This is a genomic window from Microcoleus sp. AT3-A2, assembly GCF_036705685.1.
Taxonomy (GTDB): domain Bacteria; phylum Cyanobacteriota; class Cyanobacteriia; order Cyanobacteriales; family Microcoleaceae; genus Microcoleus.
Genome location: NZ_JAUBVF010000003.1, coordinates 167,441 through 192,667, shown reverse-complemented (window position 1 = coordinate 192,667; position 25,227 = coordinate 167,441). Strand labels below are relative to the sequence as shown.

General features: G+C 45.6%; 22 protein-coding genes and 1 tRNA gene. 13 read left to right on the top strand and 10 right to left on the bottom strand.

Annotation, left to right across the window (positions count from 1 at the left end; genetic code table 11):
* The first annotated feature begins 42 nt into the window (after nt 1-42).
* From QUB37_RS03715 to dnaB, 6 genes are read left to right on the top strand one after another with little or no spacing between them, the layout of a single operon-like run.
* A complete protein-coding gene (locus QUB37_RS03715; RefSeq protein ID WP_333159207.1) occupies nt 43-351 on the top strand; it encodes a hypothetical protein in 309 nt (102 codons plus the stop codon).
* Entirely contained in the window at nt 348-590 is a 243-nt protein-coding gene (locus QUB37_RS03710) for a hypothetical protein (protein WP_333159205.1), read from the top strand. The genes QUB37_RS03715 and QUB37_RS03710 overlap by 4 nt, the downstream gene beginning before the upstream one ends.
* A gap of 4 nt (nt 591-594) precedes the next feature.
* On the top strand, nt 595-993 hold the full coding sequence (locus QUB37_RS03705) for a hypothetical protein (protein ID WP_333159203.1): 399 nt from the start codon (nt 595-597) through the stop codon (nt 991-993).
* A 34-nt stretch (nt 994-1,027) separates the two neighbouring features.
* Complete coding sequence (locus QUB37_RS03700) at nt 1,028-1,705, top strand: hypothetical protein (protein WP_333159201.1); 678 nt, start codon at nt 1,028-1,030, stop codon at nt 1,703-1,705.
* A gap of 17 nt (nt 1,706-1,722) precedes the next feature.
* Nucleotides 1,723-2,355 (top strand): hypothetical protein, encoded by a 633-nt coding sequence (locus QUB37_RS03695; protein ID WP_333159200.1) that lies wholly within the window; start codon nt 1,723-1,725, stop codon nt 2,353-2,355.
* A 14-nt stretch (nt 2,356-2,369) separates the two neighbouring features.
* The gene (dnaB, locus tag QUB37_RS03690) at nt 2,370-3,686 is read left to right on the top strand and encodes a replicative DNA helicase (protein WP_333159197.1); all 1,317 of its coding nucleotides are present in this window, start codon (nt 2,370-2,372) and stop codon (nt 3,684-3,686) included.
* Between the two features lie 377 nt (nt 3,687-4,063).
* On the opposite strand, the gene QUB37_RS03685 is transcribed toward dnaB, so the two are convergent.
* Nucleotides 4,064-4,135: transfer RNA gene (locus QUB37_RS03685), tRNA-Thr, on the bottom strand.
* 94 nt (nt 4,136-4,229) lie between these two features.
* Nucleotides 4,230-6,017: a pyruvate kinase gene (gene pyk / locus QUB37_RS03680; RefSeq protein WP_333159195.1), complete on the bottom strand. Its 1,788-nt coding sequence runs from the start codon at nt 6,015-6,017 to the stop codon at nt 4,230-4,232.
* A gap of 773 nt (nt 6,018-6,790) precedes the next feature.
* Here pyk and crtR point away from each other — a divergent pair.
* Nucleotides 6,791-7,681: a beta-carotene hydroxylase gene (gene crtR / locus QUB37_RS03675; RefSeq protein WP_333159193.1), complete on the top strand. Its 891-nt coding sequence runs from the start codon at nt 6,791-6,793 to the stop codon at nt 7,679-7,681.
* 158 nt (nt 7,682-7,839) lie between these two features.
* Here crtR and aroH read toward each other — a convergent pair whose 3' ends face one another.
* Together aroH and sppA are read right to left on the bottom strand one after the other, a co-directional pair.
* Nucleotides 7,840-8,265: a chorismate mutase gene (gene aroH / locus QUB37_RS03670; protein ID WP_333159192.1), complete on the bottom strand. Its 426-nt coding sequence runs from the start codon at nt 8,263-8,265 to the stop codon at nt 7,840-7,842.
* 274 nt (nt 8,266-8,539) lie between these two features.
* Nucleotides 8,540-9,358 (bottom strand): signal peptide peptidase SppA, encoded by an 819-nt coding sequence (sppA, locus tag QUB37_RS03665; RefSeq protein WP_333159159.1) that lies wholly within the window; start codon nt 9,356-9,358, stop codon nt 8,540-8,542.
* Nucleotides 9,359-9,665: 307 nt separating this feature from the next.
* Between sppA and QUB37_RS03660 the strand changes: the two genes are divergently transcribed.
* Nucleotides 9,666-10,739, top strand: a complete 1,074-nt coding sequence (locus tag QUB37_RS03660; protein WP_333159190.1) for a DMT family transporter — start codon at nt 9,666-9,668, stop codon at nt 10,737-10,739.
* A gap of 13 nt (nt 10,740-10,752) precedes the next feature.
* Here QUB37_RS03660 and QUB37_RS03655 read toward each other — a convergent pair whose 3' ends face one another.
* The 4 genes from QUB37_RS03655 to QUB37_RS03640 form a co-directional block, all read right to left on the bottom strand.
* Nucleotides 10,753-11,172: a PIN domain-containing protein gene (locus QUB37_RS03655; RefSeq protein WP_333159188.1), complete on the bottom strand. Its 420-nt coding sequence runs from the start codon at nt 11,170-11,172 to the stop codon at nt 10,753-10,755.
* On the bottom strand, nt 11,169-11,468 hold the full coding sequence (locus tag QUB37_RS03650) for a hypothetical protein (protein ID WP_333159186.1): 300 nt from the start codon (nt 11,466-11,468) through the stop codon (nt 11,169-11,171). The genes QUB37_RS03655 and QUB37_RS03650 overlap by 4 nt, the downstream gene beginning before the upstream one ends.
* 101 nt (nt 11,469-11,569) lie before the next feature.
* The gene (locus QUB37_RS03645) at nt 11,570-12,196 is read right to left on the bottom strand and encodes a phage tail protein (protein WP_333159184.1); all 627 of its coding nucleotides are present in this window, start codon (nt 12,194-12,196) and stop codon (nt 11,570-11,572) included.
* A gap of 1 nt (nt 12,197) precedes the next feature.
* Nucleotides 12,198-13,406 carry an AAA family ATPase gene (locus QUB37_RS03640; protein ID WP_333159182.1) on the bottom strand — a complete coding sequence of 403 codons (1,209 nt, stop codon included), beginning with the start codon at nt 13,404-13,406 and terminating at the stop codon, nt 12,198-12,200.
* 47 nt (nt 13,407-13,453) lie between these two features.
* On the opposite strand from QUB37_RS03640, the gene QUB37_RS03635 reads away from it, so the two are divergent.
* The 3 genes from QUB37_RS03635 (at nt 13,454) to QUB37_RS03625 (ending at nt 19,314) form a co-directional block, all read left to right on the top strand.
* On the top strand, nt 13,454-14,302 hold the full coding sequence (locus QUB37_RS03635; RefSeq protein WP_333159180.1) for a M28 family peptidase: 849 nt from the start codon (nt 13,454-13,456) through the stop codon (nt 14,300-14,302).
* A gap of 145 nt (nt 14,303-14,447) precedes the next feature.
* A complete protein-coding gene (locus tag QUB37_RS03630; protein WP_333159178.1) occupies nt 14,448-18,170 on the top strand; it encodes a hydantoinase B/oxoprolinase family protein in 3,723 nt (1,240 codons plus the stop codon).
* Between the two features lie 28 nt (nt 18,171-18,198).
* The gene (locus QUB37_RS03625) at nt 18,199-19,314 is read left to right on the top strand and encodes a three-Cys-motif partner protein TcmP (protein ID WP_333159176.1); all 1,116 of its coding nucleotides are present in this window, start codon (nt 18,199-18,201) and stop codon (nt 19,312-19,314) included.
* Here QUB37_RS03625 and QUB37_RS03620 read toward each other — a convergent pair.
* A complete protein-coding gene (locus QUB37_RS03620) occupies nt 19,292-20,080 on the bottom strand; it encodes a phage Gp37/Gp68 family protein (protein WP_333159175.1) in 789 nt (262 codons plus the stop codon). The genes QUB37_RS03625 and QUB37_RS03620 overlap by 23 nt on opposite strands.
* Before the next feature lie 221 nt (nt 20,081-20,301).
* Here QUB37_RS03620 and QUB37_RS03615 point away from each other — a divergent pair, with 221 nt between their 5' ends.
* Nucleotides 20,302-20,949 (top strand): sigma-70 family RNA polymerase sigma factor, encoded by a 648-nt coding sequence (locus QUB37_RS03615; RefSeq protein ID WP_333155212.1) that lies wholly within the window; start codon nt 20,302-20,304, stop codon nt 20,947-20,949.
* 174 nt (nt 20,950-21,123) lie between these two features.
* Nucleotides 21,124-21,444, top strand: coding sequence for a 2Fe-2S iron-sulfur cluster-binding protein (locus tag QUB37_RS03610; RefSeq protein ID WP_333046751.1), 321 nt, complete (start codon nt 21,124-21,126; stop codon nt 21,442-21,444).
* A gap of 204 nt (nt 21,445-21,648) precedes the next feature.
* Here QUB37_RS03610 and treS read toward each other — a convergent pair whose 3' ends face one another.
* Nucleotides 21,649-25,029 carry a maltose alpha-D-glucosyltransferase gene (gene treS, locus QUB37_RS03605; RefSeq protein WP_333159173.1) on the bottom strand — a complete coding sequence of 1,127 codons (3,381 nt, stop codon included), beginning with the start codon at nt 25,027-25,029 and terminating at the stop codon, nt 21,649-21,651.
* Nucleotides 25,030-25,227: the final 198 nt, after the last annotated feature.

Genomic DNA, 25,227 nt, shown 5'->3' with positions numbered 1-25,227 from the left:
AGTCACAGCCGCTCTTTACTCCCTACCCATTAGTGGCAACCTATGACCAATACCACCTCCCCTTTAGATTCGATACGGAAGGCGATCACTCCTCTCGACAACTACGACCGATTGGCGCTGGCAACTTGGCTCACCGGTACAGCTAACCCAAAACATGAATACCTCGTAGAGCTACCCGACTACGACAAACTCTCCTCCAAACTGACTGACATTTGCGAACTCTCGGAAACACTTCTGCCGCAGACCAAGATATTTCTTGCGATCGAGCTGCTGTCTGAGCCAGGACTCTTAGGCAAGTACGACGGCGATTGCGACATAGACTCCTTGCCAAACAGAGTGGGTCGGATATGAAAATCATTCATGCCGACGGCAGCATCGAGGACAAACCAGACAACTACCGCCACCAGTGGAGTCCAGCCGACATCTTGGCGATCGACATTCCCCCAGAGAATCGCCCCATAGTCGGCAGCAACCCCCATCACAGAATCAAGCGGCAGTCATCGGCCGAGCTCAGGGCCGGCGACCAGAAGAGAACGGCGATCGCTCGCCAAGCAAAGGCAGACAAACGCAAATCCAAATCAGAAAACTAAACCTATGACACCCCCCTATCACACCCCTGATTTCGACGCTCTCAGTGGATACAACCCCCCGAATCTCCCCAACTTCGATGACGACGACCTAGACCAACAAATCACAGTGATCGCCGAAGCCGACGGCAATATATTGCAGCAAATTGCCATGCTGACTCATGGAAGTAACTGGCACGAAAAGATGGCACTAGCTACTAACGCCATAGTGGCGATCGATGACACTCACACTCAGCTTTGTGTAGTGCAGCCCAAGCACGGCCGGTACAACGAAAACTTAGCAGCGGCGATTCAGTTACTGCGGTACCTCTCCCCCGGTGCTAAGGCGGAGCTCGCAGTGGACATCCTCAGTGACGATTGGGAGTTGGGAGCGACAGAAGATTCGCCTTCGACTTTGATCGAGTAATTTCGTTACTGGAAAACAGGCTTGGAATACCAAAATGAAACTTAATGAAGTGCTTACTGACATACTCTCTCTAGCGGAAGAAGAAGACAAGCTAGAACCAAACGACACGCTAGAAAAACAGTGGATCAAATCAATCGAGCAAATTGATAAATCGGTCTCTACTGGCTTTTCCCTGGTAGGCAATTTCGTTAGTGAATCCGAAGAATTAGAGCCAGGTCTGTATCTTGTTTACCAACAACTTGTCCGCCCCTTTGTCGTAGAAAAGACTATTGCTAAGTGGGAAGGCGAGAGATGGCACAGAAATATAGTCACAGATGAAAATGGAAACATCGTTTTTGAGAAGAAAAAAGTCGAAGAAACCAAAACGGTGAGAAGGGGGATTTTGTTTGATTTCTCCGATCGAATCACTTTAGTATACTGTCGGTTTTTGCCCGAAAGGTGGGCGAAGCGGCTATGGAAGCCGATAGAAGATTGGCTCGAACAGCAGCCCTTCATTGAGGCAAAAATTGAGTTTTGGGAGAAAGAAGTCGCGCTGCGTACTGACTCTCTACGCCAAGCGCAGCAACGTTTAGCCGCTTTAAAGCAACAGATAGCCACTGGCAATGAGGATTTAGATCCTCAAACCAAAGAGTGGCTGCAAACTGCCGCAGTGCTAGGCAACAAAAAAGGCGGCTCCACCGCTGAAACCAACCTCACAAAAACCTTTTATTAACTACCATGATTATATCATTGAAGCTGCCAAATCCGCAACAACACGCCCGCCTTTTTCTCAACGATGTAGTCGCAAGATACAAAGCCAAATTAATGAATGCGGCTGACTATATCCTGAATCTGGTAAATATTTACCGCGCCAAAGGACAAAAGCTCAACCTCCCTTCGGCTAAAGCTTTTTACGAACAATTCAGCATACCAAAATCTACCTTCTATCACGCCCTTCAACGCCTGAAAGACACACCCGATCTAGGTTTTCATTGGGAGCCAACTGGGGGCATTGCACTGTGGCTCGAAGCATCAGAAGATACTACGACACCTTCCGCCGTAGAAAAGAAAGAGCCAAAATATGCTAATTTCAAGCAACTCCGAGATAGCGATAAAGCACTGCTAAGTGAATTCGAGATTTTCGTAAGAAATCAATGGCGGAAAATCAAGGGTCAAGAAATCAGAAGCTTTTTCACCTTCCTAGAAAAAGCGTCAAATTTTCAATATTGGTGGTCGGAATTTCAGCAACACAAAGCGACAGCGACAGCGACAGCGACAACGACAGCGACAGCGACAGCGACAACGACAGCGACAGAAACCAAGCGCACCTTCTCTTCTATGCCTGAAAAATTCAAGGGATTGTTCGGCAAAAAACCTACCTAAAAATCAACTAAAAAATGAATAACGCATTATATGCTTCACTAGCAAGCATCGAAGCCGAAGAAGCAATTCTTGGGGGGATCTTGATTGACCCCATTGCAATTTCTAGGGTTGCCGACTTGCTCAAACCCGAGTATTTTTACATCACGGCACACCAGCGCATTTTCTCAGCAACAATGACATTGCTCACCCAAGGTCACTCTGCTGATTTGATGACCGTAACAAATTGGTTGACTGACCACGGACAACTCGATGGTATTGGCGGCCTCACCAAACTCGCTCAATTGGTCGATCGCACCGTTTCCGCAACCAACATCGATCAGTACGCGGGATTGGTTGAGGAGAAATACCGCCGCCGCAAACTGAGAGAAGCCGGCATCAATATTGCTGAATCGGCAGCACAAACAGCGCGCGATTTAGAAGAGATTATTGCCGAAGCTGAAACCGGCATCTTGAGCATCAACAACCGCACCAATTCTCAAGAATTTTCCACACTCGGGGACTGCCTCAATGAAGTCTGGGCAAGTTTGGAGGGCGGAGCGCCGCCCGGATACCTTACCGGCTTACACGATCTAGACGAACTTATCGGAGGATTACCGAGGAAGGAGCTGATCGTCGTAGCGGCCAGAGCCTCGATGGGGAAAACCTGGCTTGCGAATCACTTGACACTGCAAATAGCCCAAAAATACGGACTGCCTGTGGTGTTTTTCAGTGCGGAGATGTCACGAGAAGCTCTCACAAAACGACTTCTAGCCTCGGTTTCAGGCATTAGCTCCCAAAGGCTGATGTGGAATAAAATCTACGATGAGGAAGAATGGGAAACCTTATCAAAAGCCGTCGGCGAACTGTCGAAACTGTCGATAATAATTGACGATACACCGGGAACCTCCCTCACCCCAGCATCAATGAGAAGTGTCTTACGGCGTGTCGAACGCGAGCACGGCAGCCCTGGACTCGTCATCCTTGACTACCTGCAACTACTAGGCGAGCGAAACGCAGGCAACCGCGCCCAGGATGTCGGCGCCATCGCCGGCCACTGCAAGGCGATCGCCAAAGACTTCGACGTGCCGTTCGTAGCGCTGGCGCAAATCAATCGAGGCGTCGAGGCTCGCAATGACAAACGACCTTTAATGTCCGACCTCAAAGACTCCGGGGACATCGAGCAGGATGCGGACTTAGCTATTTGCCTCTACCGGGACGACTACTACAACCCCGATTCCACTGAGAAAGACAAAATCGAACTTATAGTCCGCAAGCAGCGCAACGGGTCACTCGGAACCGCGAAATGTTGGTTTAACCCGGAAAAAGGAACTTTCAGGAATATCTCGAAATAAGCCCTAAGCAAATCTTAGCCGCTCATCAGGGCGGTTTTTTTGTTGGCTAAGAATTTCAAGTGTCAAAAGTTCCATCACTTCAGAATTTAAAAAACTCTCTCACGAGATTGTTAATATTTGAAGAATAGATGAGAGAACGTAAAACCTTTATCTAGTATAACTTACAGCCTGCGGAAGTCTGGGAAGTTGGACGGGAAGTCCGGGAAGTCGGACAGATGGACTTTAATGCAAGACAATTTTCCCATCAGAAAATAGACAGCGGTGATTTGCGATCCATGACTGCTTATTCCCTTTAAAAAGGGGCGTTTGAGGCACTTTTGAGGTGCAGTTGAGGTGCAGCCCGTGCGCCTTGGGTTCCCATATCGCCTGAAACCCAAAGCCGATGGTGGGATTTGAACCCACGACCGTTCGATTACGAATCGAATACTCTACCCCTGAGCTACATCGGCACAGACAATTTTGGATTATAGCACAACTATAGCGAAAAAAGCAAGGAGTTGTAGAATTTAATTCAAAACTCCACAACTCGTAGCTCACCAACAGTTAAACGGTGACTTCCGCGTCAGTTGAGCCGCCTCTGGCCCCGGAATAAACTAAACCCCGCTGCATATCCAGCGTCAGCATCGTTCCGTCCCGAATTACCCGCGTGGCATTCTTCACGCCCACCATCACTGGCACGCCCAACCGCAAACCGATAATAGCGGCGTGAGAAGTCAAACTGTCCTCTTCCGTCACTACACCTGCGGCTTTCCGAATCATCTCGACAAAAGCAACACTTGTGCGTTCCACTACCAAAATTTCTCCAGCGTGGAAATTGCCTACATCCGCAGCAGTGCGAGCAACCCTGGCCATGCCACTCACCGATCCCAAACCGACACCGGTGCCTTTGCCTAAAACTGCTGTCACTACCTCAACTTTGATCAAATCCGTTGATCCGGCAACGCCTTGCAGAGTACCGGCGGTCATCACCACTAAATCTCCGTCGCACACTAACTCTTTTTCCTGGGCGACTGTCATGGCAGAGTGAAATGTCTGGCCGGTGGAGGGCAAATCCAGCACCAGCAAGGGTTTTACTCCCCATACTAATTGCAGTTGTCGGGCTACGTCTACGTGAGGAGTAACTGCCAAAATCGGAGTTTTGGGCCGAAACTTCGAGACATTTCGGGCTGTGGCGCCGGTTTTGGTCAGCGTCATGATGGCAGCGGCGTTCAACTGTTCGGAGATTTGGCTGACTGCTTGGCTGATGCCGTTGGGGATCGATCGACCAATATCTTCTACATTCCTAATATTCCGCTTAATTCCTTCCCTCTCCATCCGCACCGCAATTCTCGCCATCGTCGCCACCGCTTCGACGGGGAACTTGCCGACAGCAGTTTCATTCGAGAGCATCACTGCATCAGTTCCGTCCAGAATCGCGTTGGCCACGTCGGAAATCTCGGCGCGGGTGGGACGGGGATTACTTACCATGCTGTCGAGCATCTGGGTAGCGGTAATTACCGGAATACCCAGGCGGTTGGAGGTAGCAATCAGGCGCTTTTGCAAAATCGGCACGTCTTCGGCGGGTAGTTCCACTCCCAAATCGCCGCGGGCGACCATCACGCCGTTGCAAAGGGTGAGAATTTCCTCCATTTGTTCGATCGCCTCGTGCTTTTCGATCTTAGCAATCACCGGTACTTGCTTGCCCGCGCTGGCAATCAGCTCTTTAATTTCCAGCACATCTTGGGGATTCCGCACAAAGCTCAGGGCCACCCAATCGACACCTTGGTCGAGGCCGAACATTAAATCTTTGCGGTCTTTATCAGTCAGCGCTTTAATTGACAGGTAAACTCCCGGAAAATTGACGCCTTTGTTGTTAGAAAGAGGCCCGCCGACTACGACGCGACAGTACAATTCCCGCGCCGCGCGGTCTACTTTTTCGACCAGCATTTCCACTTTGCCGTCGTCAAGCAGAATTACTGCTCCCTCTGGAACTTCGTCTGCTAGGGGGTCGTAGGTGACGGAAGAAATGAGCTCGGTGCCGGGAACTTGGCGACTGGTGAGAATGAAAGGATCGCCGTTTTTGACAACTATAGAGCCTGTCTCAAAGCGCCCTAAACGAATTTTCGGGCCTTGGAGGTCTTGGAGGATGGCAACCGGCTGGTTGAGTTCAAAGGATGTTTGCCGGATTAAGCGAATGCTGCGCTGGTGGTCTTCTTCTGTTCCGTGGGAAAAGTTGAGTCGCAAAGTTGTGGCACCGGCTTCTATGAGCTGGCGCAGCACTTGTGGATCCGAAGTTGCTGGGCCAATGGTGGCGACGATTTTAGTCCGGCGTAGGGCTTTTGGCAATTGCATCAGCGGTGTTCTGGGGAGGCAGGTGGATTTAGTGTTTAAATTTCGGCTAACGTTTCATCAGAAAAATGGGCGGAGCGTAGCGGAGGGCTGAAACCCCGTCCTTCTAGGACGGCTTTACATTGGATTGGGGTGGAGGGGTATGGTTGCCCCTCCGTGGAGATGTGGTCTTCTCCAAAACTCCCTTACGGGTAAAGTTAGCTTCGCCAATGTTTTGAGAGCTTGTTAAACTTGCAGCACTGTTTCAGTGACCTTAAAACTGTTTAACTGCAAATGACAGGGCAGGGGACTAGCTTCGCATCCCAGGGTGTCGTGACTCAAAAAACGTAGACCTCGAAAGTCTTAGGCTGGTCAGGACGGCTCGCAAGAATCTCTTACAAGCCTCATGCCTGATAGCTGAGGTTCCTGACTACAAGCAATGACGCTACTCTCAAGTCTTAAAAATTTTGATAGTCGTCAAGAAAGCAGGTATTGAACAATATATAGAATATCTGACTTTTTACCCATCGGTAATTTTTTCTTGGGGAGCGCTCTTTTTTGCAAATTTTTCCGATCTCAGGCTTGACATAAATACAGACATACCCATTTATTTTATTTGGTCTGCTGAACTCTTTTGGCTAATTTAGGACTGGTATCCTTGTACAACAGCAATACTTTGCTGCTTGTACAGACGCTAGTTTCTGGCGATCGAACTCAGTTCTTTCATAAAACTTTACTATTGTCCGGCTTGTATCTTATACTACGCAAGTGTGAAATATTAAGGAGTCTTAACAAAGATGTCGGAGGCAGGACGGCCGCTGACAGTGCCGAAAGAGTTTCTGAGTCCTCCCGGTGACTTTAATCCGACACTGCTGCTGTTTTTGAGTGCAGTAGCGATTATCGTGATTTCTTACTTGGGTTTCTGGTATTGGGAATGGCCCCAATGGTGCTGTTTTTTATTGAACGTGTTGGCTTTGCACATGGCTGGAACTGTGATTCACGATGCGTCTCATAATGCAGCCCATCGCGATCGCACAGTTAATGCTATTTTGGGACACGGTAGCGCGCTGATGTTGGGTTTTGCTTTCCCGGTGTTTACGCGGGTACATATGCAGCATCACGCCCACGTTAATGACCCAGATAACGATCCAGACCATTATGTTTCGACCGGCGGGCCTTTGTGGTTGATTGCTGCGAGGTTTTTTTACCACGAGATTTTCTTTTTTAAGCGCAAACTGTGGCGGAAATACGAATTATTGGAATGGTTTCTCAGCCGTTTGTTTGTGATTGCGATCGTGTATATCTCGATTCAATACGACCATTTAGATTACGTCCTGAATTTTTGGTTTTCTCCGGCTTTGGTGGTGGGGTTGGCGTTGGGGTTATTTTTTGATTATTTACCGCACCGTCCTTTTCACGAGCGCGATCGTTGGAAAAATGCCAGAGTATATCCTAGTCCTATTCTAAATATCTTGATTTTGGGGCAGAATTATCATCTGATTCATCACTTGTGGCCTTCTATTCCTTGGTACAATTACAAGCCTGCTTATGAGGCTGTGAAGCCGCTGTTGGATGAGAAAGGTTCCCCTCAAAGTTTGGGAATATTGGAAGGGAAAAAGGACTTTTGGAGTTTTATATATGACATCTTTTTAGGGATTAGGCTGCATCACAAGAAAGCGTCTGATTGACAAAAAACCCGGTTTCTTTGAGAAGCCGGGTTTTTTTTATAACAAAAGCTTTTAACCATATATCCCCAGGGCAGGTTTTGTACTGTATCAATTCCCGTAAAAAATAAACCCACCTGTAATGGTGAGTTAACTTTTAAATCAAGCCCAAAGTGAATGTATTATTTTTCCCCAGCCACCGCCACCGCTAAATTCCTATCGGGGCGCAAATTTTGAGCTCCCCGCAAATAAGGATGATAAATTTCAGTATGTGCCTGCCAGTTAACGTGAATTAAAAACCGGATGCAGCGTTCCAAAGCACCCTCAACGTGCATTTGCTGCACGTCCAACAAAGGAACATTACACCAGTGAGGACGTTCGCGGGCGATCGCGGCCGGAAACACAGCATCTAAATCACGAGTTGCAGAAAACGTAGCACTAATAATTAAATCGGGATTTATATCATTTTTTGCTTCTAATTCATCTAATAATTCTCTCACCGCTTCTCGAATTGCTGCCACCGAATTCTCGCTAGCAGTTGTTGCCCCACGAATCCCCCGCACTTGCCACTCCACGCAAATTTCCTCCATATTTTTGTTATTAGTCATTAGTCATTAGTCATTAGTTATTAGTCATTAGTCATTAGTTATTAGTCATTAGTCATACTAAATTAGGCTTAAATACCCACTTTATTTCTGAGTCCCCGCTTGAGTGGACTTCGTTTGTGTAGTTTTACCTCGAACTCGTAGGCGAAGCCAGCGCAAAGCGCTTATGATGGGCGGAGCGCCACATTTGAGTTTGAGGTCAACAGATTTCAATCGCCCAATCATCCAGGGAATAACGAATGACTACTGACTCCTGACTAATGACTAATTTATTTAATCACGGGCGATACATCCACAGCGGCAAACCGCTAGTAGAAAGCTCGAATTCCAGCACATTATTGTAAGCTGAAAGCCCAGATATATCCAGACTACTCCCCAAGACGCGATTTAGGAAAGGTTTTTGTTTTTCTAGGGTGCAAGACTCGGTTTTTTCCGGGTCGAGGCCTGCGAGTTCGGCGGCAAGGCGGCGAGCGTCCTCTTCTGTTCCCAGTCGATCGACCAAACCCAATTCTAAGGCTTGCTGACCGGTAAAAACCCGACCATCGGCAAAACTTTTCACTTTCTCAACAGGCAATTTCCGGGCTTCCGCAACGGTTTCCACGAATTGCTGGTAGCTGGTGTCGATCAAATCTTGCAGAATTTGCTGTTCAGGATCGGTCAATTCGCGATCGAATGCCAAGATATCTTTATACGGCCCCGATTTAATCACCTGAAAAGAAACGCCTACTTTTTCTAACAGCCGTTCTAGATTGTTGCCCCGGATAATCACGCCAATACTGCCGGTAATTGTACCCGGATTGGCAACGATATGCTCGGCTCCCATGCCGATGTAAACTCCACCAGAAGCTGAAATATTGCCAAAACTGGCAACAATTTTGACTTTTTCGCGCAAACGCTTGAGCGCGCTGTAAATTTCCTGGGAATCGCCGACAGTGCCGCCGGGGCTGTCTATCCGCAGCAGCAAGGCGGGAAATTTGCGTTCTTCAACGGTTTTGAGAGCTTCTAGGACTCGTTTGCGGGTTTCTCCGGCAATGGCTCCGGTGATTTCGATACGGGCGATTTGTTTGCGGTAGCGGGGCTTGAATGGCCAAATCATGGGCAGTGTACAGGCAATGTTACGGATTTTTATAGCTAACTTCTTATAGTGTGCCTTATTCATCGGGGTAGATGTTGTGCCTGTGTTCGCAACAGAACGAAGAGCCCGTTCCAGATTGTTCGCAACAGGCTTTCGGGCCTGTTCCACCTTGATTTTGTGGAACAGGCATCTTGCCTATTCCTAATGGCCGATCGAGATTTGTGCGATCGCATTTAACTCAACACCAATATATAATTGTAAAAATTGCTTAACAAAACTACATCATCCCCACGAGAATCAATCTCATCAATTATTTGGAGTCTCCGCCATGCAGCTAAAACTTACCGATTCTAAACTGCCTTTCGCACCGCTGTTGCTAATTGCGCCGTTTTTCCTGTGGGGAACCGCGATGGTAGCCATGAAGGGGGTGATGCCGCACACAACGCCGCTGTTTGTGGCATTCGTGCGTTTAGTACCTGCGGGCGTGTTGGTGCTGCTGGCGGCGGCATTCATGGGAAAACCGCAGCCGCAGGGTTGGAAAGCTTGGTTGTGGATTTCGTTGTTTGCTTTGGTTGACGCTACTTTGTTTCAAGGCTTTTTAGCCGAAGGTTTGGCGAGAACCAGTGCCGGCTTGGGTTCGGTGATGATTGATTCTCAACCGCTAGCTGTGGCGATTTTGTGTTTGTGGCTGTTTCAAGAAAAAATTGGTTTTTGGGGCTGGTTGGGATTAGTTATTGGCGTTGCGGGCATTAGTTTGATCGGGTTGCCCGATGGCTGGATTTTGGGGCTTTTTCATCCTGAAAACAGGGAGGTTTCTGGGGGTATCGAACAGTTGTTTCAGGGTGGAGAATGGTTGATGCTGTTGGCTGCTTTGTCGATGGCTGTGGGTACGGTTTTGGTGCGCTGGGTTTGCCGTTATGTTGACCCGGTGGTGGCGACTGGTTGGCACATGATTTTGGGCGGTTTGCCGCTGTTGGCAATTTCGGCTGCAACTGAGTCTGAACAGTTTGTGAATATCGATTTTTCGGGCTGGATGGCGTTAGGTTATTCTACCGTGTTCGGAAGTGCGATCGCCTACGGTTTATTCTTTTATTTTGCTTCGAGTGGCAGTCTCACCAGTTTAAGTTCTCTTACCTTTCTTACGCCTGTATTTGCTTTGCTGTTCGGCAATTTGTTCTTGGGCGAAGTGCTCAATCCGCTACAATCGATGGGAGTTGGGCTGACTTTGGTGAGTATTTATTTGATTAACCAGCGGGATTCATTGGGTGAGAAATTGCGAAAAGTGCGGCACGGTGAAGCGAGTGCAGAAGTTGAAGCAACAGGATTATTAGAATCGTCAGAGTTGAATTCTGTAGAATTACCCGTGCAGTTGCGGGTTAGCGAATTGGAATCAGAAGTTTAGCGCTTTGACAAATTTAGGGAGAATTGGTTAATTCAAGAATTAACTGATTGGGAGTTACAATCCTAGGAGTAGTAACCGGAAAATCTCGCGGGTTGCGGGTGACAATGGCATCAATTCGATTAATTACAGCAGTGCTGTACTGAATCGCATCTTCAAAATCCTTGAAGTTGCAAGTTAATGCCATTGAAATAACAGAGTTATCTACTGTTGCTACTTGACAAAATGTGGCTAACTGCCGCAAAAAATCCAGCGTCCAATCGCGGCCTCTGTCTCTGCGGATAATATAGTAAAGGTCGCTAAAAGTTGAGGCTGAAATATAGCCTTGAATTTGTGCTTCTTCAACAAAAGTTAAAATGCGATCGCTCTCAGCAAAGAAAGGTTCTCGATCAATCGCAACATCTACTATTATATTGGTGTCTATCAGGATTTTCACAAGTTATGTTTCTCTTTTAAATATTCCCATTTTGCTTGTTTGTCTGGATCGTCAAAATCCAGCGGTTCCGGTACAGCATCTCGATCGAATAAACCTTGAAATGCCTTCACGTTAGTTTTAAACTTTTTTTTAGGTGCTTCAGGTTGGATCGCATTTTCTGACGTGCTGGCTTGTTTAACCGTTTCAGGTAGCTGCAAAACGATGATTTCTACATCTCCCGGCGGCATATTCACGGGTTCCACAACTACCAAGTTGCCAGTTGCATCGATTTTACCTCTAAGTTTGTATGCTTGCATGGTAATCTCCGATAACTATGTTTCTATTATATGACATAATAACTTGCTGCATTACCAATCCTCTTCAACACCAATCTTAATGTCTCTGCTTTGAATCTGTTCTATAAAGTTTTTAAACTGGGATTATCTGCATAATGCTTCATCAAAACTCTATGCTTGCGATATGGTTTTGAAATTTCTCGATAATATTCAGGATTTTTAGCATTAGCGTCGATCGTAAACTTGTGTTTTTTCGTAAGTTCCTGATTTAAAGTATCGAGACAGCTCTTAAATTTATATTTTTTATTTTTGGCGGTATAATACAGTGGAAGCAACCAACATTCAATAAAATGCACGGAGATTGCAAATATAATTTTTTCTTGATTATTGCTGTAAAAATCATCGCCGATCGCACCCCTAAACTTTTCAATAACTTTTTCAATTAACTGCTGAGGAGTAAATTCACCGTTTTCATCTTGCTTGGGGATATTATAATCGTCTGACACATCCGTATCTATTTGGATAATGATATAGTCAATAAATTGGAAGGCTTGTTTAAAATCGCTTGACTTACAATAATCAAAAACTAGAGTCCAGCCGCCGTATGTGGATTTATTCTCATTGTCTTTATCTCTTTCTGGTTGAAGTTGTCTGATATCTAAATCTGGACTATTGAAATATCCAGCTAAAATATTTTCAATCACAATCTGGTCAGTCAATCCCTCAGTAATTAATCCAAAACTAATCATATTAAAAATTCTTAGGAAGTCCTCCGATATAGCCCCTCAAAAAAGCCTCGGATAATTTTACAGGTTCTTGTCCCTCCAAAGGTTTAGGTTTGAGAATGCGTCTAGCTTTAGTATGCCCTAATTGGTTGCGGTAGATCACAAACAGCCGCTGTTCGTCATCCTCTAAATCCAAACCGTCCAAAATTGCCGGGTTGTGAGTTGTAAAAATGACTTGTTTGTCATGTTTTTTTGCGAGTTGTTCTAATTCTTGGATTAACCTGCGACATAATCGAGGATTTAGGGAAGCATCAATGTTATCTATTGCAAAAAAATTAGGTGTGATATCGCTAATAAATAAAGCGAAGTAAAAAAGCAAAAATAAAAAGCCTTCATTAGAACTTCTTTGATCGAAGTAATTTAAATCTGGGTCTAAGTATCTATCTTTAATTTGGAGAGAGTTCTGAATATTTGATAAATCTGGAGGAGCTTCAAAATCTTGAAACCAATCTATCAATTGCAGTTTTTTCTTTATTTCATTAAGCCGAGCCTGGTTATCTGAATTCAAAAATTTTAACAGTTTAAACAAACCTTCTCCATTAATCCCTAATGGTTGGATTTGTCCTTCTTTTTCAAAAGTTCGTAATGCTTGGTTTTCAGGAGAATAAATGGTGAATCTTAGAAGGTAAAATTTTAAAGAAAATATATTTTCTTGAGCTGCTATTTTTCTTCTTTCATCTAGATGGCGGAATGAATTATGCAGATATTTTAGCATTGACAATACTGTTTCATCTGGCGGTAATTTTTTTTTCAATTCATCTGATATTTCAACTTGATTTCCTAATGATGCTATTATGTTATTATTTTCTAAATATGCCATCATAGAATATACGGATTCTTTATCTATCCACTGAGAATATGGAGAGTTATCATTATCTAAAAGACAACTAAATTTTTCTTGATTATTTCCTATGATATCAATCTTGATATCTTTATCTAACTTTTCCTTTTCAAAAGCCGATCGCATTAATTGAGGTTCTGTCACTCTAATGCCGCGAGAAGCTAAAAACTCGTTATCCAGCTTGTCATCTGCGGCCGCAGAAGCAAGGGCGATCGCCTCTAGGATATTACTCTTGCCGCAGCCATTTTCACCGATCAATACAGTTACTCGTCCTAATTCTAGCTTCAGCTTTTGAATGGACTTATAATTTTCGATTCTGACTTCTCCAATCATAATTCAATCCCATATAATCTTAGTGTACTCATTGTATCTCCGATCGCATGGATCTCAAGGAACGCTTGCACAGCCATCTGATTCAAATTGTACGCGATCGCAATCCATACCTCGCATCCGAAGGGCATTTTTATGCCCAGCAATACATCCGGGAACAGTTGGCACAGTGGGGAACTGTAGAAATTGACGATTTTTCCGTGCGCGGTCGAATTCATCACAATTTTATCTTGGATTTACCCCCCTTCGATCGGGCGAGTAAGAAGCGGTTGCCGCCGATCATAATTGGTGCTCATTACGATACTGTACCCGGATCGCCTGGGGCCGATGATAATGCTACTGGTGTTGCTGTTTTGCTGGAACTCGCAAGGGATATCGCATCTGGGCCGCTCAAATATCCAGTGCAATTAGTCGCATTCGATATGGAAGAATACGGTTATTTGGGAAGCAGTCATCATGCAGCTAAATACAAGCAACAGCAAGAGTCAATCCGGTTAATGATTTCTTTGGAAATGTTGGGTTATTGCAACCATAATCCTAATTCTCAAAGCTATCCCGCTGGGTTGAAATATTTTTATCCAAATAGTGGCAATTTTATTGCTTTAATTGGCACTTTGCGGACGGTTCCCGATTTGATTAATTTGAGTGGCAAAATTCGCAAATCTGGTCAGCCCTGCGAGTGGCTGCCGGTGCCGAATCGAGGTTTAATTGTGCCGGATACTCGCCGCAGCGATCATGTTCCTTTTTGGGATAATGGTTATCGGGCTATTATGGTGACTGATACTGCTAATATGCGAAATCCGCATTATCATCGAGAAAGCGATAAGATTGAGACTTTGGATTTGGATTTTCTGGCTGGTGTTTGTCAGGGGTTAGTCAAGGGCATTCGACATCTATAATTAACACGATCGAGCGCCTGCTAGTTTGAGCAGCCAGAAATTATGACTTTTATGACCAGAAGTTATGAATTTTATGAATTGACTCGAACAGAAGTTTGTTGAATACTTATAAATTAATCAAGCAAAAATTTCAAAAAAAAGAGATATGAATCCTACTTCTCCCGATCGCACTCGCTGGCAATTTTGGATCGATCGCGGCGGTACTTTTACCGATATTGTCGCCAACAGCCCCGACGGTAAATTAGTCATTCACAAGCTGCTGTCGGAAAACCCAGAACGCTACACCGACGCCGCTGTTCAAGGAATTCGCGATATTTTGAGAATTCCCGCCGGCGCAGCTATACCTGCCGCCGAAATTGAAGCGATTAAAATGGGGACGACGGTGGCGACAAATGCTTTGCTGGAACGAAAGGGCGATCGCACAATTCTGTTAATTACTAAAGGTTTCGGCGATGCGCTGAGAATTGGCTATCAAAACCGCCCGAATATTTTCGCGCGTCACATTGTTTTGCCCCAGATGCTGTACGATCGAGTTATTGAAGTTGCGGAACGCTACAGCGCTCAAGGTGAGGAGTTAACTGCTGTCAATCCCGAGTTTATCCCGTCTTTGCAGCAAGCATACGATGAGGGAATTCGCAGTTGTGCGATCGTATTCATGCACGGCTACCGCTACTCGGAACACGAAAAACAAGTTGCTAAAATAGCGAAAGAAATTGGCTTTACTCAAATTTCAGTATCTCACGAAGTTAGCCCGCTGATGAAACTGGTTTCGCGGGGAGATACTGCGGTTGTCGATGCTTATTTATCTCCGATTTTACGGCGTTATGTCGAACAAGTAATCAGTCAGTTAATCGAGGCAGATTCCGGGAACGAGGGATTATTAATGCCCAATGCCCAATGCCCAATGCCCAATGCCCAATTCCCCAAATTAATGTTCATGCAATCAAATGGCGGCTTAGTGGACGCCGCACAATTTCAAGGAAAAAACAGTATTTTATCCGGGCCTGCTGGGGGAATTGTCGGTGCTGTTCAAACGAGCAAAAAGGCAGGTTTTGATAAAATTATTACCTTTGATATGGGCGGAACTTCGACAGATGTTGCCCATTTTAACGGCGAATACGAACGCGAATTTGAGACGGAAATTGCAGGGGTGAGATTGCGATCGCCCGTGATGGCAATTCACACTGTAGCAGCCGGCGGCGGTTCAATTGTCTTTTTTGACGGATCTCGCTACCGCGTCGGGCCGGAGTCTGCAGGGGCCAATCCTGGGCCTGCTTGCTATCGAAAAGGCGGCCCCTTGACGGTGACTGATTGCAATGTGATGTTGGGGAAAATTCAACCGGATTTTTTCCCGAAAGTATTTGGATTGAATGGAGATTTGCCGATCGCCCCTGACGTAGTAAAGCAAAAATTTGGGCAATTAGCGGGGGAAATTGGGGGCGAGAGGACGGCCGAAGAGGTGGCGGAGGGTTTTTTGGCGATCGCTGTGGAAAAGATGGCAAATGCTGTCAAAAAAATCTCGCTTCAGCGCGGTTACGATGTTTCGGAGTATACATTGTGCTGTTTCGGCGGTGCGGGCGGCCAACACGCTTGTGCGATCGCGGATGCTTTGGGGATGAAACGGGTATTTATTCACCCTTATGCGGGTGTGTTGTCGGCTTACGGTATGGGTTTGGCTGATGTGCGGGCTATTCGCGAAAGGGCGATCGAGCAACAATTAAATGCAGAATTATTACCTGATTTGCATCATATTTTAATCGAATTGGAGGCTGAAGGAAAGAGGGAATTGAACCGCAGAGGCGCAGAGAACACAGAGAATGAGTCAGAGGTTTTAGTTGTTAGCAAGCTGCGCTTAAAATATCAGGGAAGTGACTCGGTTTTGGCGGTTGATTTTGCTGACAATATTGAGGCGATGCAGGCTGAATTTGAAGCAGCCCACCGACAGCGTTACAGTTTTATTATGCCAGAAAAACCGCTGATTGTGGAAGCGGTTTCGGTGGAAGTTGTAGAAAGAATGGATGTGCCGGAAGCATCCACAATTTCCCCCTCTGGTGGGAGGCGCATCTTGCCTGTGCAACCAATTTCAACCGTGCAAACCTATGTTGCTGGCGGGTGGCGGGCAACGCCTGTTTATCAGAGAGACGATTTGCGATCGGGCGACTGCATAGAAGGCCCTGCTATGATTGTTGAAGCTACGGGAACTAATATCATAGAACCGGGCTGGGAAGGGGAAATCACCGAAAATAATGATTTAATTTTGAACCGCAGATGCACGCAGATGGATGCAGAGAATATCGGCGTTCATTCGCGTTTATCTGCGGCTAAATCAGATCCGGTTTTGCTGGAAATTTTTAATAATTTGTTTCGGGCGATCGCGGAACAAATGGGCGTCACATTGCAAAACACAAGTTCCTCGGTCAACATCAAGGAACGCCTCGACTTTTCCTGTGCAATTTTCGACAAAAACGGGCAATTAGTTGCCAACGCGCCGCACATTCCCGTACATCTGGGCTCGATGAGCGAAAGCGTTGAAGCTTTAATTTTAGCACAAGGCAATGCGATTCAATCCGGCGATGTTTATGTTTCTAACAATCCCTACAACGGCGGCACGCATTTACCAGATATCACCGTTATTACTCCAGTATTCGATCGTGATTCCTCCCTTCCTTTGTTTTATGTTGCCTCGCGGGGACACCACGCCGACATCGGCGGCCTCACTCCCGGTTCCATGCCTCCTAACAGTACAACAGTAACTGAAGAAGGTGTATTGCTTGACAATTTGCTGTTAGTAAGCAAGGGCCTTTTTAGAGAAAAAGAATTACTAGAAATTTTGACAGCGGGTAATTTTCCTGTTCGCAATTCTGCTCACAATATAGCCGATTTGCAAGCACAAATTGCTGCTAATAAGCGCGGTGTTGAAGAACTTCTCAAGATAGTAGAACATTACAGTTTAGAAATTGTGCAAGCTTATATGGGCTTCGTACAAGACAATGCGGAAGAGTCGGTACGCAGGGTAATTGATGTTTTGCAAGATGGCGAGTTTACTTATCCGATGGATAGTGGCGGACAAATTAAGGTAGCGATTACAATTGACAAATCTGCGCGCAGTGCAAAAATAGATTTTACTGGCACTTCTGCTCAACAATCCAACAATTTTAATGCTCCCGCTGCGGTGTGCAAAGCCGCTGTTTTGTATGTTTTCCGCACCTTGGTAGATGACGATATCCCTCTAAATGCGGGCTGTTTGAAACCTCTCGAAATCATCAATCCCGAAGGCTGTATGCTGAATCCTCGCTATCCGGCGGCGGTAGTTGCCGGAAATGTGGAAACATCGCAGAATATTACCGATGCTTTGTATTGTGCGTTGGGAGTGATGGCGGCTTCTCAGGGAACTATGAATAATTTTACCTTTGGAAATCAGCGCTATCAATATTATGAAACTATTTGCGGCGGTTCGGGTGCGGGTGCAAGTTTTGATGGTACGGATGCGGTACAAACTCACATGACTAATTCGCGTTTAACTGACCCAGAAGTATTAGAATGGCGCTTCCCGGTGTTGTTAGAAAGTTTTGCAATTCGGGCTAATAGTGGGGGGAATGGATCACATAGTGGCGGTAATGGAGTTGTGCGGCGAGTGCGGTTTCGGGAGGCGATGACGGCGGGAATTTTATCGGGGCGGCGGGTGATTTCTCCTTGCGGTTTGAATGGGGGGGAAGCGGGGAAAGTTGGGCAGAATTATGTTGAAAGAGTTGATGGAAAAGTTGAGGATTTGGGGAGTACGGCGACTGTGGAAATGCAGCCGGGGGATGTGTTTGTAATTGAAACTCCGGGGGGCGGAGGTTATGGTACTATTATGCAGTATCCGTAAAAGGAACTAGAGTGTAGAGGTAACAGTGATGGCTGACAGTTCTTTCTTTGATGAGTCCAGAGATAATTCTTTAGTGAAATCAGAAATAGTTGCTAAATACTTTTGGGCTTGGGCAAAGGTAATTATACCAAGAGCCAAGAAATGGAATAGTAACATTGCCTATATTGATTTGTTCTCTGGGCCCGGTCGCTATCAAGACGGTTCTAAGTCTACTCCACTACTTATATTGGAACGTGCTATTGCCGATCCAGATATGTCAGAAATGCTAGTAACACTGTTTAATGATAAAGACTCCAATAATACTCACTCTCTCCAACAGGCTATAGCAGCCATCCCCAACATAGGTAGATTACAACATGAACCAAAAGTTTTAAATAAGGAGGTTGGAGAAGAAATCGTCCAAGAAGTTCGGCAAATTAATAATGTTCCTACACTCTTTTTTATTGATCCTTGGGGTTACAAAGGCTTGTCACTTAGACTAATTGGTTCACTAATCATTAGTTGGGGATGCGATTGCATATTTTTCTTCAACTACAACCGGATTAATATGGGGTTGAATAATGCAGCAGTAGAGTCCCATATGAACGCCCTTTTTGGTAAAGAACGAGCAGATCATCTGAGAGAACACCTTGAGTCGAAGCAACCAGACGAGCGAGAGTTAATAATTGTGGAAGCTATCTGTCAGGCATTGAAAGAAATAGGTGGTTCATATGTACTACCCTTTGGGTTCAAAAATGAGAGCGGCAATAGGACTAGCCATCACCTGATTTTTGTATCAAAGAATGTATTGGGTTATTCAATTATGAAAGGTGTCATGGCTGGAGAAAGCTCTAGTTTTAAACAAGGTGTTCCGTCTTTAGAGTACAATCCAGCGCCACCCAAGTATCCTTTGTTATATGAACTTTACCGACCTCTTGATGAGCTTGAAAATATGCTTATGGATGAATTTGCAGCTCAGACATTAACTAGAGTAGACATTTATAATCGCCATCACGTTGGCAAGCGCTACATTGAGAAAAACTACAGGGAGGTTTTGCTTAAACTGGAGGCGGAGGGAAAAATTATCACCGATCCACCTGTTAATAAAAGAAGAAAAAATACACTGGCAGAGACGGTAAAAATCACATTTCCAGCAAAGCAGTAACACCTACGTTGTTGCTTTTTCGATTGGGTTCCAGTGCGTGCTGTTTGCACTTTGTTAAATGCCGCTCCAACACATCGGGCATCTCATCCCAAATTTTCCCATCCAACAGTCTCCCAGCAGCTTTAGGTGTTCTACCTCCCCATTGCTTAAAGAAAAACGCGACTCCAGCATCCTGACATTGATCCCGAATACTTTGTGCCCATTCGGCTTGCATCGGACGGTGTTTTTGCCCCGACTCTCCCCCAACTATTACCCAGTGAATTCCTGTTAAATCAAGCTGTAACGGCCCTAAAAGTGGTTCGCAGGATAAAAAGCGTACCTTTGCATTGACTTGTCGCAAATGATCCACCCGATGAACATAGTTTTGATTTTCAACAGACACCCCCATCCAAATATTATCCGACCACTCAAGTTGAGGAGCTAACTCTACTAAACGCTCATGTCGCTTCGTAAGAATTTGATAAATGTGGTGAGGAGTTTCACGCATTACATCAAAGACTTGTTTCAGAAATTCAAGAGAAACATCTTCATGGAACAAATCGCTCATTGAGTTAACAAAAATGCGACTCGGCTTTCGCCAACTCTTAGGTTCGTTCAAGCGCTTTGGGTATTCGGTTAAAGTAAATCCGTTAGGAAAATTAGTATGAAACCGTTTTGTTAATGCTTCGGCGTAACAATGTGTGCAGCCCGGACTAACTTTATCGCAGCCTGTTGTAGGATTCCATGTTCGATCGCACCATTCGATACCAGTATTAATGCTAGACATACAATAACCTTACCATTGAAACAACTAATTATCTTTTTAGGTGCGCTGGATACATAGAGTTTATATGTATTAATTTAAATTAATGCAGCATCACCAACAACTCTATTATATAATTAATTGACTTAAATATCAACAGTTTTTAAGTAGTTGCCTCAAATGTAGATCGTAGTGTAGAATCGGGCTGCACCAGCATTTATTCTCCAAGCTATTCCAGAACAATTGTGCAAACACCTAATTTTTCAGAACTCAACCATCCTGTAGTCAAATCCCTGTTCCATCACAGCGACCAGGAATTATTGACCCTGTTTCAAAACCATCCCGATCAGGGTCGCTTCTTCACGGCGATTTTTTGCCGCTATGCTCAAATTGTACACTCCCTAATTCGCCATTCCGTGCGATCGCCCGTACAAGGCGATTACCTGTTTGCCCACACTTGGCTGCACATCTATCACGAACTCCGAGGCCTCGATTTGCGTCGCGAAATCCAAGAGTCTGATGGCGAAAATCTTAGTCTCCAAAACTGGCTGATTAATGTCACAGCCGTCTGCATCAATCAAGCTGAATTGCCCCCTGTTGAGTCTATTCACTATTCTTTGCAATCGGCTCCGCCTCCCCTGTGGTGTTACGTCAAACAAGCCTTGGAGTTGTTAGCGCCCCTGCCGCGTTTAGTGGTGTTGATGGCTCAGACTTTCCGCTGGAGCGAAACTCGAATTGCAGCTTATTTGCAAGCAGAAGGCGAAGCTATTTCGCCGGCTCAGGTAAAGGCTTTGCTGCAAAAAGGATATCAAAGTTTAGAATCCAACTTGCCGGAGGATATTCGGGCTATTTATCTAGATGAAAATCTAGATTATCAAGAAGCACTTGTCTAGTATAGCGATCGAGGTTGTGGTTTCTCAAAAACCCGGTGTTTTGAAAATACTGGGTTTTTTAGCTATCATGTATAGCGGAATGTGCTTCGCCCGCACCCTACAATTTAATTTTTTCTGTAAGTTGTAATCATCTATTTTGCTTGAATACAAGCAATCCAAATATAAGAGGTGGAAATGGCAGTTTATCAAGTTCGGTTGGTGAATGAGGCTCTCGCGCTCGATCGCACGATCGCAGTACCAGACGACCAGTATATCTTAGATATGGCAGAAGATGCCGGCATTCGCTTGCCGAATGGATGCAAGCAAGGAGAGTGTTCTGCTTGCGTTGTCAAACTGCTGAGCGGTGAAATCGACCAAAGCGAACAAAAGTTTTTGAAGCCGTCTGAATTGCAAGCGGGCTATGCTGTTACTTGTGTGGCTTACCCGCTTTCTGACTGCACTTTGTTAACCCATCAAGAACAAGTTTTGTATCAAGCAGCTCTTTATTTTAAGTAATACGAAATCAGTTTTTTACCATCTTTTCTTCTAGCCTCGCTTGGCGCGGTATTTGTTTGTAGAAGAGCGAATTATATTCGCCGATCGAATCGTTATCCAAGCAGATTTGGTGTCATGTAAGGTGCGTGATTTTCCAGCATCTCGCTGTTAATTGAGGAACTAAAAAGTCACGCACCCTAACGAGTATAGATAAACCCGCCCTTATTAATTCAGCAATTGTAGAATCCGCTGAAGCGGAATTTCCGCCCAATCCAAGCGGTAATTCAGTTCGTAGGCTAGCTCGGCAACCGCTTTTTCCAAAATGTAAGCATCCAGCAAAACTTGTAGTTCCGGTATAGATTTGGGCAAGAAACTTGCATCGGCTGCTGTTACCAAATAGCTGTTAAGAAAAGTGAGGCTAACCCAGCGGTGCCAAACGTTCGCCCACTGCTGCATCTCCGGGAGATTTTCAGGGCGAATCATGCCGCTTTCTACTTCATTGCGGAGTGCCAAAGTAACAGCGTAACTCAAAGATTGCAGCATTCCCGCAACATCTCGCAGGGGCGACCTCTTCATCCGCCGCTCGCTTAAGGGTCGATCGCGTTCTCCTCCGAAATCAATAATTACGAAGTCTTTGCCTGTATAAAGAACTTGCCCAAAATGAAAGTCCCCGTGACAGCGGATTCTATCGGCGGTGATTCTCAAGTTCAAAATAGACTTGAAACGTTCCATGAGCAAATCTTCGCGGTTGAGGAGCGTTTGCGCCGATTTTTGTATTTCTGGCGGCAGTTTGGACAGCCGTTTTTTTAGCTCCAGCAAAGTTCTTCCGGCCAGATTTCTCATGTGTTGATAAATGGAACGCTGGTAAAAGGAGGTGAAGCTTTCAGGGGCAAAAGCGGGATTTTCTGTGTCAGAAGCTAAAGCGAGGTGAAGTTCGGCTGTCCGCTTACCTAAAAGTTCGGCTGATGCTAAGTAAGAGCCGATGAGTTCGCGAGCTAATGGCGGAATTTCTAGGGATAAATCCGCTACTAGCGAGTTTGGCTGCCGCTGCGTTTGTCCGGTCAAAGCGCTCGGTAAATAATTTTCGGGGGAAATAGATAAATTTTCGCCGGAATGCTTTGCTTCTACTGTCATTACTTGCTCGAAATAGTCACGCAGTGTGTCTAATGTATAAGACCAAGCATCTACGCTGTCGGGGATTAATTTTTGTAGGATTCCGACTGTAAGGACTTGTTTTGCTGGTGTGTGATATTCCAATGCTCCGGTAATTGGAGCGTAGTGTTGGATCGAGTTGTTCTCGGTTAAAAAGCGTCCGATTTCTAATTCGGGGTTGATTCCTTCCTCGACTTTTCGCAATATTTTCAGGACGAAGCGGTCGCCGTAACCTGCAGATGTATTGCTTTGTTCTTTTTTGAACAGGTGAGGTTCGAGCTGCGCTAACTCTTCTTCTGATTTGAATGCACTGTCGGCAATTCCTAGCAGTTGACCTGTTACACCTGTGTAACTGCGAGAATTGGCGATCGCCCCCAGCAGCGAGCTCAGAAAACCTTTCTCCCCAGCAGCATCAAATAGTATGCCGACTTCCTTGTTGGTTTCTGGGAAGTGCAGGCGCGCGATCGCCCGATCGTCCACATCACCTTTCATCTCTTCCCAACCTAAAGGCAAAACGTAAGTTTCCGGCATACCTTCAGTATAATTCAACAGCAAGAACAGAATGTAAACTTGAGATTGCTCCCCCGCACTATCTTTACATTCAACTGGTACAACCTCACTTATTTCTAATGATTGAATAGTCCTGTCTGTACCGCTATACCAGCGATTGCGTCGCAAGTATCCCGGCAAAAGATTGAGCAGCATATCGCTTAACTGACTTGTAGCAAAAGCAGTTTTCCAATTGCCTATCACCGCCAAACTAGGCAAGTCTTTATGATGACCGTGCGACGAAAAATCTTCGTGTTTAACAGTAAGAGTAAACCAGTAAAACGTGTGAGGACTCAAGCACAAAAAGTAAGGCAACTCACCAACGGGAGGAAACTCCGTGCGGCCGAAAATCTCCACGGGAACAGCACCTTTAAAGGGCGCCAGGTCTAATTCTGCCGTCTGGACGAAGCGCGACAAATTAGCCACTACGAGGATGTGTTCGTCTTGATAAGTGCGTACAAAAGCTAAAACTTTGCGGTTTTCCGGGTACAGAAACTCGCAAGTCCCGCGACCGAATGCTTGGAAGCGCTGCCTAATTGCAATTAGGCGTTTCATCCACCACCAAAGAGAACTCGGATTCGCCCGCAGCGCTTCCACGTTAATAGATTCGTAGTGATATTCAGGGTCAACAATTGGCGGTGCGTACAGCCGCTGCGGGTTAGCACGGCTGAAACCGGCATTGCGATCGCCACTCCACTGCATCGGAGTTCTAACCCCGTTGCGATCGCCCAAATAGATATTGTCTCCCATGCCAATTTCATCGCCGTAGTAAAGCACCGGCGTACCCGGAAGAGACAGCAGCAAAGCATTCATCAACTCAATGCGGCGGCGGTTATTTCCCATCAAAGGAGCCAAGCGGCGGCGGATGCCCAAATTAATTCTCGCCTGAGTGTCTTGAGCGTAAACCCGATACATATAATCTCGGTCTTCATCACTCACCATTTCCAGCGTCAATTCATCATGATTCCGCAAAAATAATGCCCACTGACAATTATTAGGAATATGTGGAGTTTGCTGGAGAATGTCGCTAATGGGGAAGCTATCTTCCATATGCAAAGCCATAAATAAACGCGGCATCAGCGGAAAATGAAAGTTCATGTGACATTCATCGCCAGCAGCGTAATATTCAACCGCATCCTCCGGCCACTGATTCGCCTCAGCCAGCAGCATCCGGTTCGGGAATTTCTCATCTACGTGCTGCCGCAATTGCTTCAGGAATAGGTGAGTTTCTGGCAGGTTTTCACAGTTAGTACCTTCCCGCTCGTACAGGTAAGGCACCGCATCCATTCGCAGTCCATCTACTCCCAGTGCCAACCAAAAATCTACTACATCTAAGATGGCTTGGCGGACGGCGGGATTGTCGTAATTTAAATCGGGTTGGTGGGAATAAAAACGGTGCCAGTAATAAGCTTTTGCTACCGCATCCCAAGCCCAATTAGAGGTTTCAAAATCTTTGAAAATAATCCGAGCATCTTGATATTTTTCCGGCGTGTCGCTCCACACATAAAAATCTCTTTCGTTACTGCCTTTCGGGGCGCGGCGCGCTCGCTGAAACCAAGCGTGCTGATCGGAAGTGTGGTTGACAATCAACTCAATAATGACTCGAATTCCCCGCTCGTGCGCTGCTTCTAAAAGGTCTTTAAAATCCTCTAATGTGCCGTAAATCGGGTTGACGGTAGTATAGTGAGATGTATCGTAGCCGTCGTCTCGCAGCGGCGAGGGAAAAAATGGAAGTACCCAAATTGCTGTTACTCCCAAGTTTTGCAGGTAATCCAGTTTTTCAGTCAGCCCTCTAAAGTCGCCGATGCCGTCTGCATTGCTGTCGGCAAAAGCCCGAACAGGCACTTCGTAAATAATCGCATCTTTGAACCACAACGGGTCGTTATTTAAGATTGAGTTTGCCATGATTTTTAGCGATGATTGGTAATTGGGAATTTGTACTTAAAATGTGGTAATTGGGATTTCTTAGTTCAAACCCAAACTGATAAATCATAACTTATAATTTGACCGCGATCCTCATGCCAGCGGCAGACTTTTAATCGTAATTTATTAACGCAAAACTTATAAGTTCTTAACTATAAAATCTCAACAATCTATTTTGCT